Below are 14142 nucleotides of genomic sequence, written 5' to 3' on the forward strand. Positions count from 1 at the left end.
ACAAATATTTTTTGTTATATTAATTTTGCTAGAATTGTGCTGCTTTAGGGTAACTATGAATGAAGTGATGTTGAATGATATGTTTCTTTTCATTCTATATAAAATTTTCTTTTTTTTACTCTATTTATTAAAGGAATAGTGCTGAAACATAGATTTGACTTTCTTCTTTTCGCTTTGTATGATTATCAAGTTGTTTTAGACTCTTCTCACTCTGTTGAAAATATTGTAAAATGAATGTGATATGAAAAGAGTGATTGAGGGGATTACTAGTTTGTAACTTTTGTGAGAAGGGATAAGGGTTATGTTAATTCGTTTTAAAAAAAGTTATGAAAAAATCGCAATGGGGCTTCTTTCGTTTATGCCAACTGAAAAAGATTTGAAAACATTACAATTGACAATGAAAGAATATGAAGCAAAAGATGATTGGCAATTGTACTTGTGGAAAGAAAATGAAGATTTTGTTGGAATAATGGGGATTATAAAAAAAGAGAATCAAGTATTAGAAATTCAGCATTTAAGTGTAAATCCGTCTCACCGTCATGTGGGGATTGGAACGAAGATGGTTCAAGAGTTAAAGAGTAAATTTCTTGAGTTTACAATTTGCGGAAATGAGCAAACAGCAAGTTTTTGTGAAAAATGTAAAGGGCTAGAACAAAATATACATTCGTGAAAGCAGGGATAAGTAGTTTATTATCTCTGCTTTCTTTTTTGTAATTGTTCGTTTCGTTCAGTAATGACCTCTGTGCGATCACGCAAAGTGTGCTTGTGTATAATATATTCACTTGGAATAGCATTCAAGTCTTTCCAAGAGAGGTTTTGTTTTTTGCATAACTCTATGCACTGCTTCTCTAACAATGGATCTGATAAGGGTAAAAATAAAGGTACAAAACGTTCTTTTTTATGGATAGATTGCAATCTTTCATTGAGCAAGGAAAGAAGTTGTACTTGATTAATTCCTAAACGTTGTAAAGACACACCGCTTTTTTCTAAAATTGTGATTGCGCTTTTCATCATTTTTGTGGAACCATTCCAGTTAGCACGTCTTTGGTGGTATAAAGAAACTGCAATTTGAATGAGACCAACTAAGTAATGATCACGATTTCCTCTTGGTTTTGTCTTCCAGTACTCTTCTAGTATTTCGTGGCATTCAAAATAGTCGTAATCTCCTTGGAAATGAATTAAAAATTGTATGTATTCGGTAGGATACATGTTTTCTCGCCCCTATCTAACGGTTATACATATAAGTGTATCATAGAAATATGAACAATAAACGACTAGGAGATTTCCCCCTAGCCGTTATTGTTCATATTAGCAGAAGCAAGCTGCTCCTACAATAATTAGCAAAATAAACAGTACAACAAGTAATGCGAACCCACCGCTAAAACCACAATCAACGTGACCCATAGTTTTTTGACCTCCTACATTGTTCTTACTACACTGTTATCATATGAAGTGGTGGGCATGATGACATAGGCATCGGTCTATTTTTAATTAAATTTCTTAAAAAGGTTGGATAGAACATGAGTATGCTCTATACTTATGTTGTTATAGAAAAAATGTGGTGGGATGCTTTGTGCAATATAATTTTAAAGTAGAGGCTTTTGAAGGGCCTTTAGATCTATTGTTACATTTAATACATCGTTATGAAATTGATATATATAATATTCCTGTAGCAGATATTACAGAGCAATATTTATCTTATGTGCATACGATGAAAGAACTGCAATTAGATGTTGCAAGTGAGTATTTAGTAATGGCCGCAACGTTATTACAAATTAAAAGTAAAATGTTGTTGCCGAAACATGAAGAAGATGTACTTGATAACGGTGATGATTTTATAGATGATCCTCGTCAAGAATTGATGGAGAGGTTAATTGAATATAAGAAATATAAGCAAGTTGCTACTGAGTTAAAAGAAAGAGAACAAGAAAGAGCACAGCTATATACACGTCCACCAATTGACTTTACATCGTTGCAACAAGAAGAAGAGACAAGCTTGCCTCTTGATGTTACGTTATATGATATGCTAGCGGCATTTCAAAAATTAATGCGCCGTAAAAAGGCAAAAAAACCTGTAACAACACGTATTACTCGTCAAGAAATACCAATTGAACAGCGAATGACTGATATTTTAAAGCAGTTAAAAATAAAGGGTGGTCGCCAAAGTTTTCATGATTTGTTTGTTGATGATGAACGTGAAATAATGGTTGTAACATTTTTAGCAGTTCTGGAACTTATGAAAAATCAACAAATCATAATTGAGCAAGAACATAATTTTGATGAAATTTTCGTATCAAGCTCTAATAAATCTGCATAGAGCAAGTATATGAAATTGGGATAGAAACACTTTATCTCATGCTATGTTTTAATGTATCGTTTGGAACAAGAGAAGAAATATTGAACCGAACGCATTGATTGTGATTCGGTTTTTTGATGTGTATTTTTATGGGAAAATAGAAGGAAGGAGCTCGTGAAATGGATAGGAAAGAACAAAAGTCAATTATTGAAGGCCTTTTATTTGTTTCTGGTGATGAAGGGATTTATCCAGAACAAATAGCGAAAGTTCTTGAAATTGAAATGAATGAAGTAATTAATATTTTAGAAGAAATGCAACAAGAATGTGAAGGTGCAAACCGTGGTTTGCAAATTGTACAGTATGCAAAAGTATATCGTTTTGCTACAAAGAAAGAACATGCTTCATATTATCAAAAATTAATAGATACACCAACAGCTGCTTCACTCTCACAAGCTGCCCTTGAAACGTTAGCGATTGTTGCATATCGTCAACCAATCACAAGGACTGAAATGGAAGAGATTAGAGGAGTTAAAACCGATAAGGCGTTACAAACGTTGGTTTCACATTTACTTATAAAAGAAATGGGAAGAGCAGAAGGTCCAGGGCGTCCTATTTTATACGGAACAACAAAAGAATTTTTGGACACATTTGGATTGAAAACATTAGATGATTTACCGCCGCTTTCTGAAGAGAATGAACAAATGAATGAAGCGGATTTATTCTTCGGTTCCTTACAAGAGATATCGAAATAAAAGCTTAGCATTTTGCTAAGCTTTTTTTGTATATCAATTATTTACAGTGCCATACTAAATGAAAAAAGGAGACGAGTTATGAGAGGTATGCGGATTATTCTATTATTAGTTTCTGTTTTATTATGTTTTTCTTTAAATAGCGCATCAGCTAAAAGGTATATGATGTCTATTCATACTACGTCTCCTTTACATATGCATCGGCAACATCTTAGTAAAATGAAAGTGAGCTTTTTAAAAGTGGGGCAAGGTGATGCAACACTTATCATAATGCCAAACGGACAAACAATGTTAATTGATGGAGGACCTTATGAAGCAGGAGAGGTTATTATTCAGAAATTAATTGAGAAAGGGATTAATCATTTAGATGTAATTGTCAGTACCCATCCTGATATGGATCATATAGGGGGGCTAATTCCAATTGTAGAGCAAATGCCGGTATCGCTTATATTAGATAGCGGAAAAACATATAGTTCTCTTACTTATCATACATATCGGAATAATATTAAAAAAAGAGGGATACCTTTCGTTTCAGTAAAGGAAGGGCAATATATACCGCTGGATCCACATGTTTCTATACAAGTATTAAACAATGGGAAATCAAAAGATGAAAATAATGAATCCTCAATTGTTTTAAAGGTGCGATATGGAAAAGCGGATTTTTTATTAATGGGTGACGCGGATGTACGGACAGAACATGAAATATTAAAACAATTTGATGTACATGCAGATGTTTTAAAAGTGGGGCATCACGGCTCGTATACTTCAACCAGTGAAACGTTTATAAAAAAAGTGGAACCGCAGTTTGCTATTCTGTCTTACGGGAGTAGTAATCCGTATGGACATCCTCATCAAAGTGTAGTAAAACGCTTAAAAAGGCACGGTATAATGGTATATAGAACGAATAAACGTACAGTAGAAATAGAAACAGATGGTGAACATGTTATGTTAGAGTCTAGCGGGTTAATGCCATTGTTGAAGTGATTTCTATATTAGGGGTGGATACTGTCCCTTTTTGGAAAAATGAATAATATATATTATAAGGGACGTAAGAAATTTCCTTTTTTGTTGAATAAAAAGGAAATTTCATTAGAATGTATAGACAACTACTCGTGCATATATTAAGATGGAACTAGGCGAATAAGGTAATAATAACAAGTAGGTATTTCATGGGAAAGGATCGATGAAAATGAAAACGCAAATTGTCATCAATGCCAAAATTTACACAGGTCAAGAAATAGTGGAAAACGGATTTATCCGTTACGCAGAAACCATTAAAGAAATTGGTTTGATGGCTCAATATGTACCACAAGAAAATGAAACTGTTTTTGATGCTACAGGGAAGATTGTAATTCCAGGTATGATCGATGTTCATATTCATGGTGGATACGATATTGATGCGATGGATGCAAATAGCGATGGGTTAGTAACTCTAGGTAAAGAAATGTTAAAAGAAGGGGTTACAACTTACTTCCCGACAACAATGACACAAGCTCCAGAGGCAATTGAAGCAGCGCTAACTGCTGCGAAAGAAGCAAAAGAAAAAGGAGCGCATTTCGAATATATTCACTTAGAAGGACCTTATGTTTCAAAGAAACGTGCAGGTGCACAACCACTTGAACATATCGTTCCTGCAAATATTGAGCAATTTAAACAATGGCAAGAAGCAAGTGGGAATTTAATTAAATTAGTAACATATGCACCAGAAGAAGAGGGAGCATTAGAGTTTGAACAATATCTTGCTGAAACTGGTGTAGTGGGCACAATGGGGCATACAGATGCAATTGATGCGCAACTAAAAAATAGAAAGATTACACATGCGACACATTTATACAATCAAATGCGTGGATTACATCACCGTGAACCAGGAGTTGTTGGTCATGTGTTATTAAATCCAGATGTAATGGTTGAAGTAATTACAGATGGTATTCATATTCACCCTGATATGGTGAAATTAGCATATAAGTTAAAAGGACCGAAAAAAGTAAGTGTTATTACTGACGCAATGCGCGCAAAAGGTCTTGAAGATGGATTATATGAGCTTGGCGGACAGCCAGTACATGTAAAAGATGGTAGTGCTCGATTAGAAGATGGAACGTTAGCTGGTAGTATTCTAAAAATGGATCAAGCTTTCCGAAATGTAATTGAATTTACGGGTTGTTCAATCGAAGATGCAGTACTGATGACATCAGTTAACCAAGCAGAAGAGTTTGGATTAAATAATAAAGGTGCATTAGCAGTAGGAAAAGATGCAGACTTTGTTGTGATGAATGAAGATTTACATGTATATGATACGGTTCGTTTAGGAATTCATATGAAGGAAGGGAAGTAATTAAATGAATATTCTTGTTGTAAAAACTCCAGAAGAACTAGCCGAAGCAGGTTATAAATTAATTGAAGAAGTTGTAAAAACAAAAGAAAATCCAACATTAGGAATGGCTACAGGAAGCTCTCCATTAGGTATTTATGCAGAAATGCGAAAAAATAAACTTGATACAAGCCGTGTAACCACTGTAAACTTAGATGAGTACGTAAATTTACCACATGAAGATAAAAACAGCTATCACTATTTCATGCAAGAACAGTTGTTTGATCATCTTCCATTTAAACAAACTTATGTACCAAACGGGATGGCAAGTGATTTAGAGGAAGAGTGCAAACGTTACGAGGGCATTCTAACTGCTAACCCAGTTGACCTACAGATTCTTGGAATCGGTGAAAACGGTCACATCGGATTTAATGAGCCAGGAACACCGTTTAATTCTCCAACGAACATTGTTGAATTAACAGAATCTACACGCCAAGCAAACCTTCGCTTCTTCGAAAAAGAAGAAGATGTGCCAACTCATGCGATTACAATGGGAATTGGAAGCATTATGAAAGCGAAACAAGTTCTACTTGTTGCTATGGGTTCTAAAAAGGCAGAAGCTGTTAAAGAATTATTGCAAGGTGAATATAGTGAAGAGTGTCCGGCTACAGTTTTACAACGTCATCCGAATGTAACCGTAATCGCAGATCAAGAAGCTCTATCTTTATGCAGTGAGGCGATTGCTGATGAACATCGACAAGTATTCACCATTTCCGATCTATTATCAGATTCAAGAGTGGGTGAAACAGCTAATTGAGGACGGCGAATGGAAGCCGGGAGATAAAATCCCATCTGAGAATGAACTTTGTGATAAGTTCGAAGTGAGTCGTATGACAATCAGACAGGCGATTAATAATTTAGTGGAACAAGGCTATTTATATCGGAAGCGTGGAATTGGAACATTTGTCCAACTTCCGAAAGTGGAACAAAAATTGCAAGGAATGACGGGATTCACAGAAGATATGATTTCTCGTGGAATGAACCCAAGTAGTCAATTACTTAGTTTCCGCCTAGTTCCAGCTACTGCTAAAATAGCAGACCGGTTGAGAATACAGGAGGGGGAATCGGTTTATGAAGTGAGGCGTATTCGCTTAGCTGATGATGAACCGATTGCTTTTGAGACGACATATTTGTCGCCAGCTCTTGTAAAAGATATTAACGAAGAGATATTGCAACAATCTTTATATGAACATTTAGAGAAAAAACTGGGCTTTAAACTTGTTAGCGCTACTCAGTCAATTGAAGCTTCTGTTGCGACGGAAAATGAAGCTGAACATCTGCATATTCCTAAAAAGGCGCCTGTACTTGTAATGCGTCAATGGTCATATTCAGAAGGTGAGATACCGCTAGAGTACGTGAAATGTATTTATCGTGGAGATCGTTATAAATTTATTACGAATATCGCACGTAACAAATAGTATATTTCAGTTTGTGAAGTACAGTCGAAATGAAAATGGATAACATGTAAAGAAATAAAAATACGACTCATCCTTATAAGGAATGAGTCGTATTTTTATTATGAGCAATTACGTGGTTAACAGCATCTTTGACGTGATTTACTACATAGTGAGCGTGTTTTTTTACTGCATCATCTGCTTGCGACATAGCAAAACTGTGAGGAGTTAAAGAAAACATAGGAATATCATTGTAAGAATCCCCTATACAAGCAATTTCCTCAGGTTTTATTTCAAACTCATTTAATAAAACAGAAATGGCAGAGCCTTTACTAACATTCGGTGGCATTACATCTAAACATTGTTCTGCTGAGATGAAAGTACTAACTTTCCCGTGGAATTTTTCATCAATTTTTTTTTGAAGGAGTTGTAAGCTCTCCTTTGTTCCACCGACAGAAATTTTATTTGGGAAAATTGTATCATCAATCTTCTGTAGTAAGTTTGGTTCTTCAACAGAAGTCATTGTTACTTGTTGTTCAAGTTCTTGAATAAAAGGTGTTTTCTCTTCAATGTAATAATTATGCTCATCACTTACATAACGGAAATAAGGATTTTCATTCGTCATAGCTAACAAATCGGGAAGTATGCTGGAATCAAAAGTTGCAGATAATAGTTGTTTATTTTCATGTGTATATACAAAAACACCATTTACACTAATACGATGAAAATTTGTATTTACAGCTTTCATTAAGTCTGCAATTTCATTATCAAGTCTTCCAGAAGCGAAGCAAAGAATAACATTTTGCTCGGCGAGGCTGCGTAGTGCCGCAACATCTTGTTCATCAATAAGACCTCCGTGTTGCATCATTGTACCATCGATATCACTTACAAACATTTTAATCATGCTGTTATCTCCTTTCTATGTACAGTTGCTCTTACATTATACGCATCATATATAAACATGTCTAAAAAATGAATTTTTATTAAATGGCAGATGTTTTACATTGACGACAAAGAAGAATATTCTGTAACATAAAAGTAGGCTATTTAAGTACGAGGGTGGTGTTATATGAATAATTATCTAGAAATTAAAAAAGTTTTAAATAATAATGTCATCATTGCTAGCCATCCTGAACACGAGGAAGTAGTAGTGATTGGTAAAGGAATTGGATTTGGGAAAAAAGCGAAAGATGTATTGGAGCAAGAACAAATCGAAAAAATGTTTGTCTTAAAAAATGAACGTGATCGTGAACAATATAAATTATTAGTGCCGCATGTTAGTGAAAAATTAATTGAATTGATGAACGATATTATGCTGTACATTCAAGAAAAAGCGAAATCTCCACTAAATGAACATATTCATATTGCGTTAACAGATCATATTTCATTTGCAATTAAAAGGTTAAAACAAGGACTTACAATTGATAATCCTTTTTTAGTTGAAACAAAAATGCTCTATCCAGAGGAATATGAAATTGCGGAAGGTGTTGTAGAACTTTTAAATTCTCGTTTGCAAATTACATTGCCAGAAGGAGAAATTGGTTTTATTGCACTTCACATTTACAGTTCGCTTACAAATTCTGATTTATCTTCAGTTAATCAAAACTCTCGTCTGATTGCACAACTTGTATCTTTAATTGAGACAAACTTAGAAATTACATTAGATCAAGAGAGCATTCATTATTTACGCCTTATTCGTCATCTTCAATATGCTATTGAGAGGGTGAAAAAAGGAGAAAAAGTAGAAGAATCGCAAAGTTTTGCTGATTTATTAAAGGCGGAGTATCCAGTTTGCTATAACGTAGCTTGGAAGTTAGTTAAAGTCATGCAAAAAGAGTTGCAACTACCTGTATATGAAGCTGAAAGTATTTATTTAACGATGCACTTGCAACGCTTAGTCAAGGCAGAGCATGTGTAATAAGTCATATATTTTTGTCTAAAATGAAAACGTTAAAAAAAATGATTGAATCGCTTACAATAGTTATGTATAATAACTATTGCAAAGTTATACAAATTTCGACAAACACATTAAGGTGAGTAACGAAAACGTTTGCCTTAATTATAGTGAACTTATACGTAAACCTATTTTTGACACGTGTTACTGATTCGATCAGGCATGAGTGGAGAAAAGTAAGGAATGTAAGCTAGAGAAAGGGATATACTACCCTTTGTATAGCTATCGTTCTATCTTTTTTTCCTCATGTCTTTTTGGCGTTTGTCGGAAGGTATCAATATAGATAAGAGAGGAAGGGTTTCCATGTTTAAGAAGATCTTTGGTGTTCTTCAAAAAGTCGGAAAAGCGTTAATGCTTCCAGTAGCGATTTTACCGGCGGCAGGTATTTTACTTGGATTTGGTAATGCATTTCAAAATCCACAGTTAACAAATGTTATTCCTGCTTTAAAAGCAGATTGGTTCGTAATGGTTGCAAAAATTATGGAACAATCTGGTGATATTATTTTCGCTAACCTTGCATTATTATTCGCAGTTGGGGTAGCAATTGGTTTAGCTGGTGGAGACGGAGTAGCTGGTTTAGCAGCATTCGTCGGCTACTTAATTATGAACAAAACGATGAGTGTGTTCTTAGAAGTAGATAAGCTAGTGAAAGTGACAAGTTCTGGAGCAGACCCAGTAAAAATTGGATTTACAGATCCAGCGTATGCAAACGTATTAGGTATTCCAACGCTACAAACAGGGGTATTTGGTGGTATTATCGTAGGTATAGTAGCGGCATATTGCTATAATAAATACTTCAACATTGAATTACCATCATACTTAGGTTTCTTTGCAGGTAAGCGTTTCGTACCGATCGCAACTGCAACATTCTCTTTAATAGTAGGTATTATCATGTGCTTCGTTTGGCCATACATTCAAGGTGGCTTAAACACGTTCTCACATCAAATGATTGATGCAAATAGAACAATCGCAGCATTTATATTCGGTTTAATTGAACGTTCATTAATTCCATTTGGACTACATCACATTTTCTATTCACCGTTCTGGTTCGAATTCGGTCAGTATACAAATGCAGCTGGCGAATTAATCCGTGGTGACCAAAAAATCTTTATGGCACAGTTAAAAGACGGTGTAGAATTAACAGCAGGTACATTTACAACTGGTAAGTATCCGTTCATGATGTTCGGTCTTCCAGCAGCAGCTTTAGCAATGTACCATGAAGCACGTCCAGAAAATAAAAAATTAGCAGCAGGTATTTTAGGTTCTGCAGCATTAACATCTTTCTTAACAGGTATTACAGAGCCACTTGAATTTTCATTCTTATTCGTAGCGCCAGTATTATTCGGAATTCACGCTGTATTTGCTGGTCTATCATTTATGACAATGCAAATTTTAGGTGTTAAAATTGGTATGACATTCTCTGGTGGTTTAATTGACTTCCTATTATTCGGTGTATTACCAGGCCGTACAGCATGGTGGTGGGTAATTATTGTTGGTCTTGTACTAGCAGTTATTTACTACTTCGGATTCCGCTTTGCAATCCGTAAATGGAATCTAAAAACACCTGGTCGTGAAGAGGCAAATGCGAATGACGGTGCAGGAAAAACAGAAGCAGGCGAACTTCCTCGTGAAGTATTAGTAGCACTTGGTGGTAAAGAAAACATTGCTTCTTTAGATGCTTGTATTACTCGTTTACGTGTTCAAGTTAACGAACAAAAGAATGTAAACAAAGACCGCTTAAAAGAACTTGGAGCAGCTGGTGTACTTGAAGTTGGAAATAACATTCAAGCTATTTTCGGACCGAAATCTGACACGTTAAAATCACAAATTCATGATATAATGTCAGGTCGTACACCTCATGTTGAAAAAGAAGAACCTGTAAAAGTGGAAGAAACTCCTCAAAAAGTTGATGAAAATGAAACAATTGTATCACCAATCGAAGGGAAAATCTTACCAATTACAGAAGTGCCTGACCAAGTATTCTCAGGAAAAATGATGGGAGACGGATTTGCAATTGAGCCAACTGAAGGAACAGTAGTTTCTCCAGTTAACGGTGAAATTGTCAATGTATTCCCTACAAAACATGCGATTGGTATTCAATCTGAAGGCGGAAAAGAAATTTTAATCCACTTTGGTATTGATACTGTAAAATTAAATGGTGAAGGATTCGAGGCACTTGTAGCACAAGGTGATAAAGTGAAGCAAGGCCAACCATTATTAAAAGTAGATCTTGCATTTGTAAAAGAAAATGCACCATCTATCATTACACCAATTGTATTTACAAACTTACAACAAGGGCAACAAGTCGAATTGAAAAAAGATGGAAATGTTAAGAAGGGCGAAACCGCTATTATTGACATTCAGTAGGAATTTGACGCAAAATGTTTATAATTATAATAGGCGATGTGGTTGACCGAACATCGCCTATTATATACAATAGATGATGTAGTACTCACGTCTATACAACTAAAAAAAACTGTAATTTAAAGGAGATAAATAATCATGGAAAAAATCTTTAAAGTAACTAGCGACTCAGGAATTCATGCTCGTCCAGCAACTCTACTTGTAAACACTGCAAGCAAATTCGGTTCTGATATTAACTTAGAGTATAACGGAAAGAACGTTAACTTAAAATCAATCATGGGCGTTATGTCTTTAGGCATTCAACAAAACGCAGAAATTAAAATCACTGCAAATGGTGATGATGCAGCTCAAGCACTAGCAGCTATCGAAGAAACTATGAAAAACGAAGGATTAGGAGAATAATGACTCTTAACATTCAAGGGATCGCTGCATCAAGTGGGATTGCTATTGCAAAGGCTTTCAGACTTGAAAATCCTGAATTTAACATCGAAAAGAAATCAATTACAAACGAAGCTGCAGAAATTGCACGCTTAGACGCTGCGCTTGAGAAAGCAAAAACTGAATTAGAAGCTATTAAGGACCACGCATTTGCTGAGCTAGGTGCTGACAAAGCTGCGATCTTTGAAGCACATTTATTAGTGTTAAATGATCCAGAACTAGTAAACCCAGTAAAAGATAAAGTAAATAGCGAAAAAGTAAATGCTGAATTTGCAATGGATGAAGTTGCATCAATGTTTATTTCTATGTTTGAAAACATGGATAATGAATATATGAAAGAACGTGCTGCGGACATTCGTGACGTAACAAAACGCGTTCTTGCACATTTACTAGGAATTAACTTCTCAAATCCTGGTACAATTTCTGAAGAGGTAATCATTATTGCTGAAGATTTAACACCATCTGATACAGCTCAGTTAAACCGTAAGTATGCAAAAGGTTTCACTACTGATATCGGTGGACGTACATCTCACTCTGCAATTATGGCTCGTTCTATGGAAATTCCAGCTGTTGTTGGTACGAAAGTTGTTATGGAGAAAATCCAAAACGGCGATATCGTTATCATTGACGGTTTAGATGGAGAAGTAATTGTAAACCCATCAGAAGAAACTCTTCGTTCGTTTGAAGAAAAGAAAGCGAAATTTGAAGAGCAAAAAACTGAATGGGCAAAATTAAAAGACCAAGCTACTGTAACAAGTGATGGACATCACGTTGAGCTTGTTGCAAATATCGGAACACCAAATGATGTACAAGGTATTATCGATAATGGCGGAGAAGGCGTTGGCTTATACCGTACAGAATTCTTATACATGGGTCGTGACAATCTTCCAACAGAAGAAGAGCAGTTCGAAGCGTATAAAGCAGTTCTTGAAGGTGTAAAAGAAGGTCAACCAGTCGTTGTTCGTACACTTGACATCGGTGGAGATAAAGAGCTTCCATACTTACATTTACCAAAAGAAATGAACCCATTCTTAGGATACCGTGCAATTCGCTTATGTCTTGATGAGCAAGATGTGTTCCGTACACAACTTCGTGCATTACTTCGTGCTAGCGTATACGGTAACTTAAAAATTATGTTCCCAATGATTGCAACTCTTGATGAGTTCCGTCAAGCAAAAGCAATTTTATTAGAAGAGAAAGCGAAACTTGTAGAAGCGGGTACAACTGTTTCTGATTCTATTGAAGTTGGTATGATGGTTGAAATCCCAGCTTCAGCTGTATTAGCAGATCAATTCGCGAAAGAAGTTGACTTCTTCTCTATCGGAACAAATGATTTAATCCAATACACAATGGCTGCAGACCGTATGAACGAACAAGTATCATACTTATACCAACCATATAACCCATCTATTTTACGTCTTGTAAAAATGGTTATCGATGCTGCTCATAAAGAAGGCAAATGGGCTGGTATGTGTGGTGAGATGGCAGGCGATTCACTTGCTATCCCATTATTATTAGGATTAGGTTTAGATGAGTTCAGTATGAGTGCAACATCTATTCTTCCTGCAAGAACACAACTAAGCAAGTTGTCAAAAGCAGAAATGGAAACATTAGCAGAAAAAGCATTAATGATGTCAACTGCTGAAGAAGTTGTTGAACTAGTTAAAAGCATATAACCAATAAAAAAACCTGAGTCGATTTGAAATCGGTCTCAGGTTTTTTCTATGAGAAAAATAAATCTTATTTTCTTACTATAGAGGATAAGGAACGGAATTAGATAGCGATAGCAACGATATCAGTTGGGCATACACGTAAAATACCAGTAAAAGTATTTCGATTTTGATTGTTCTTATCGTCTTTATTGTTATCTTTGTCGTCTTTGTTATTACGAGCTAAAGCAGAGAAAAGAGCAACACCGTTAGCGAAACCTTCAAAAATTACATTGTTGAAAGTGCCATTACCTCTAATGCTTAAAAGAGAAAGTTCTGTTCCAACTGAAATGCTAGCAAGTACGTTACATACAGCTGGTTGTTGTGGTCTAACTACTTCTCTCTCTTTCTCTTTCTCATGATGTCTGCACTCTCTTTCATGATGATGACAGTCTCTAAAGTTATCACAGCATCCAAATGATCCAAACATAATCCTCATCACCCCCTTCACACTTATAATCTATGTAAGTTCGGTAGTGAGTGACTGGACAGAGAGTGGAATTTTTTCTAGGGGATTTTCTCATTTTAAATGACTAGCTGGGTGTTTAGTATGGAATGATGTTTAAAATAGGGTAAATATAACAAAAAAATGTAAAAACCACCGAAATAAATGAAATAGGTAGCCTTTACACTTTTTTACTTTTATATAAAACGATGATATATACAGGAAGAGCTAGGAGTAGTGGTACAATGGATCGTGCAGTATGTTTTTCTGATTCTAATTGGAATGCTTCTTCTTTTGGGAATTGTAAAATGGAGATGTTTGCGGCATCACCAATAAAATATAGAAGCAGTACAGTTACTATGTAACATAAAAGTGCGATAAAGCTTCCGTATGAACTCAATGAAAATCCCTCTCTTGTTATCTAT

General features: G+C 35.4%; 16 protein-coding genes. 11 read left to right on the forward strand and 5 right to left on the reverse strand.

The annotated features are described in order from the left end of the window. The first annotated feature begins 301 nt into the window (after nt 1-301). A complete protein-coding gene (gene ribT / locus CQ064_RS14940) occupies nt 302-670 on the forward strand; it encodes a GNAT family N-acetyltransferase RibT (RefSeq protein ID WP_000908395.1) in 369 nt (122 codons plus the stop codon). A gap of 20 nt (nt 671-690) precedes the next feature. Here ribT and CQ064_RS14945 read toward each other — a convergent pair whose 3' ends face one another. After that, on the reverse strand, nt 691-1209 hold the full coding sequence (locus tag CQ064_RS14945) for a DUF309 domain-containing protein (protein ID WP_000283610.1): 519 nt from the start codon (nt 1207-1209) through the stop codon (nt 691-693). Between the two features lie 99 nt (nt 1210-1308). Further along, a complete protein-coding gene (locus CQ064_RS14950; RefSeq protein ID WP_000510194.1) occupies nt 1309-1404 on the reverse strand; it encodes a YjcZ family sporulation protein in 96 nt (31 codons plus the stop codon). Nucleotides 1405-1573: 169 nt separating this feature from the next. Here CQ064_RS14950 and scpA point away from each other — a divergent pair, with 169 nt between their 5' ends. From scpA to CQ064_RS14985, 6 genes are all read left to right on the forward strand, one after another. Next, complete coding sequence (gene scpA / locus CQ064_RS14955; protein ID WP_001199751.1) at nt 1574-2317, forward strand: segregation/condensation protein A; 744 nt, start codon at nt 1574-1576, stop codon at nt 2315-2317. Between the two features lie 158 nt (nt 2318-2475). Further along, entirely contained in the window at nt 2476-3048 is a 573-nt protein-coding gene (gene scpB, locus CQ064_RS14965; RefSeq protein ID WP_000375171.1) for a segregation/condensation protein ScpB, read from the forward strand. A gap of 78 nt (nt 3049-3126) precedes the next feature. Beyond that, entirely contained in the window at nt 3127-4029 is a 903-nt protein-coding gene (locus tag CQ064_RS14970) for a ComEC/Rec2 family competence protein (protein ID WP_001214828.1), read from the forward strand. A gap of 205 nt (nt 4030-4234) precedes the next feature. After that, nucleotides 4235-5377 carry an N-acetylglucosamine-6-phosphate deacetylase gene (nagA, locus tag CQ064_RS14975; RefSeq protein WP_001987227.1) on the forward strand — a complete coding sequence of 381 codons (1143 nt, stop codon included), beginning with the start codon at nt 4235-4237 and terminating at the stop codon, nt 5375-5377. 4 nt (nt 5378-5381) lie between these two features. Next, on the forward strand, nt 5382-6170 hold the full coding sequence (nagB, locus tag CQ064_RS14980; protein WP_001024208.1) for a glucosamine-6-phosphate deaminase: 789 nt from the start codon (nt 5382-5384) through the stop codon (nt 6168-6170). Next, nucleotides 6100-6831: a GntR family transcriptional regulator gene (locus CQ064_RS14985; RefSeq protein WP_014894892.1), complete on the forward strand. Its 732-nt coding sequence runs from the start codon at nt 6100-6102 to the stop codon at nt 6829-6831. The genes nagB and CQ064_RS14985 overlap by 71 nt, the downstream gene beginning before the upstream one ends. 73 nt (nt 6832-6904) lie before the next feature. Here CQ064_RS14985 and CQ064_RS14990 read toward each other — a convergent pair whose 3' ends face one another. After that, the gene (locus tag CQ064_RS14990) at nt 6905-7711 is read right to left on the reverse strand and encodes a Cof-type HAD-IIB family hydrolase (protein ID WP_000594249.1); all 807 of its coding nucleotides are present in this window, start codon (nt 7709-7711) and stop codon (nt 6905-6907) included. 165 nt (nt 7712-7876) lie between these two features. Between CQ064_RS14990 and glcT the strand changes: the two genes are divergently transcribed. From glcT to ptsP, 4 genes are all read left to right on the forward strand, one after another. Next, nucleotides 7877-8725 carry a glucose PTS transporter transcription antiterminator GlcT gene (gene glcT, locus CQ064_RS14995; protein WP_001067322.1) on the forward strand — a complete coding sequence of 283 codons (849 nt, stop codon included), beginning with the start codon at nt 7877-7879 and terminating at the stop codon, nt 8723-8725. A 339-nt stretch (nt 8726-9064) separates the two neighbouring features. Continuing rightward, nucleotides 9065-11128, forward strand: a complete 2064-nt coding sequence (ptsG, locus tag CQ064_RS15000) for a PTS glucose transporter subunit IIABC (RefSeq protein ID WP_000473191.1) — start codon at nt 9065-9067, stop codon at nt 11126-11128. Nucleotides 11129-11263: 135 nt separating this feature from the next. Next, the gene (gene ptsH / locus CQ064_RS15005; protein WP_000411080.1) at nt 11264-11527 is read left to right on the forward strand and encodes a phosphocarrier protein HPr; all 264 of its coding nucleotides are present in this window, start codon (nt 11264-11266) and stop codon (nt 11525-11527) included. Continuing rightward, the gene (gene ptsP, locus CQ064_RS15010) at nt 11527-13239 is read left to right on the forward strand and encodes a phosphoenolpyruvate--protein phosphotransferase (protein ID WP_000174216.1); all 1713 of its coding nucleotides are present in this window, start codon (nt 11527-11529) and stop codon (nt 13237-13239) included. Before ptsH ends, ptsP begins: the two co-directional genes overlap by 1 nt. Before the next feature lie 97 nt (nt 13240-13336). Here the strand turns inward: ptsP and CQ064_RS15015 are convergent, their stop codons facing one another. Beyond that, nucleotides 13337-13702 (reverse strand): DUF3915 domain-containing protein, encoded by a 366-nt coding sequence (locus CQ064_RS15015; RefSeq protein ID WP_000468017.1) that lies wholly within the window; start codon nt 13700-13702, stop codon nt 13337-13339. A gap of 196 nt (nt 13703-13898) precedes the next feature. Further along, a complete protein-coding gene (locus CQ064_RS15020; RefSeq protein WP_000100485.1) occupies nt 13899-14117 on the reverse strand; it encodes a hypothetical protein in 219 nt (72 codons plus the stop codon). Nucleotides 14118-14142: the final 25 nt, after the last annotated feature.

Source organism: Bacillus sp. MYb78 (assembly GCF_002975115.1).
Lineage (GTDB): Bacteria > Bacillota > Bacilli > Bacillales > Bacillaceae_G > Bacillus_A > Bacillus_A cereus.

What these genes read in the sequence shown, in the direction of transcription:
- nagB (WP_001024208.1), top strand. Translation starts at nt 5,382, where the DNA reads ATGAATATTCTTGTTGTAAAAACTCCAGAAGAACTAGCCGAAGCAGGT.
- ptsP (WP_000174216.1), top strand. Translation starts at nt 11,527, where the DNA reads ATGACTCTTAACATTCAAGGGATCGCTGCATCAAGTGGGATTGCTATT.
- CQ064_RS14950 (WP_000510194.1), bottom strand. Translation starts at nt 1,404, where the DNA reads ATGGGTCACGTTGATTGTGGTTTTAGCGGTGGGTTCGCATTACTTGTT.
- ptsH (WP_000411080.1), top strand. Translation starts at nt 11,264, where the DNA reads ATGGAAAAAATCTTTAAAGTAACTAGCGACTCAGGAATTCATGCTCGT.
- CQ064_RS14990 (WP_000594249.1), bottom strand. Translation starts at nt 7,711, where the DNA reads ATGATTAAAATGTTTGTAAGTGATATCGATGGTACAATGATGCAACAC.
- CQ064_RS14970 (WP_001214828.1), top strand. Translation starts at nt 3,127, where the DNA reads ATGAGAGGTATGCGGATTATTCTATTATTAGTTTCTGTTTTATTATGT.
- nagA (WP_001987227.1), top strand. Translation starts at nt 4,235, where the DNA reads ATGAAAACGCAAATTGTCATCAATGCCAAAATTTACACAGGTCAAGAA.
- ptsG (WP_000473191.1), top strand. Translation starts at nt 9,065, where the DNA reads ATGTTTAAGAAGATCTTTGGTGTTCTTCAAAAAGTCGGAAAAGCGTTA.
- glcT (WP_001067322.1), top strand. Translation starts at nt 7,877, where the DNA reads ATGAATAATTATCTAGAAATTAAAAAAGTTTTAAATAATAATGTCATC.
- CQ064_RS14945 (WP_000283610.1), bottom strand. Translation starts at nt 1,209, where the DNA reads ATGTATCCTACCGAATACATACAATTTTTAATTCATTTCCAAGGAGAT.
- ribT (WP_000908395.1), top strand. Translation starts at nt 302, where the DNA reads ATGTTAATTCGTTTTAAAAAAAGTTATGAAAAAATCGCAATGGGGCTT.
- CQ064_RS14985 (WP_014894892.1), top strand. Translation starts at nt 6,100, where the DNA reads ATGAACATCGACAAGTATTCACCATTTCCGATCTATTATCAGATTCAA.
- CQ064_RS15015 (WP_000468017.1), bottom strand. Translation starts at nt 13,702, where the DNA reads ATGTTTGGATCATTTGGATGCTGTGATAACTTTAGAGACTGTCATCAT.
- scpB (WP_000375171.1), top strand. Translation starts at nt 2,476, where the DNA reads ATGGATAGGAAAGAACAAAAGTCAATTATTGAAGGCCTTTTATTTGTT.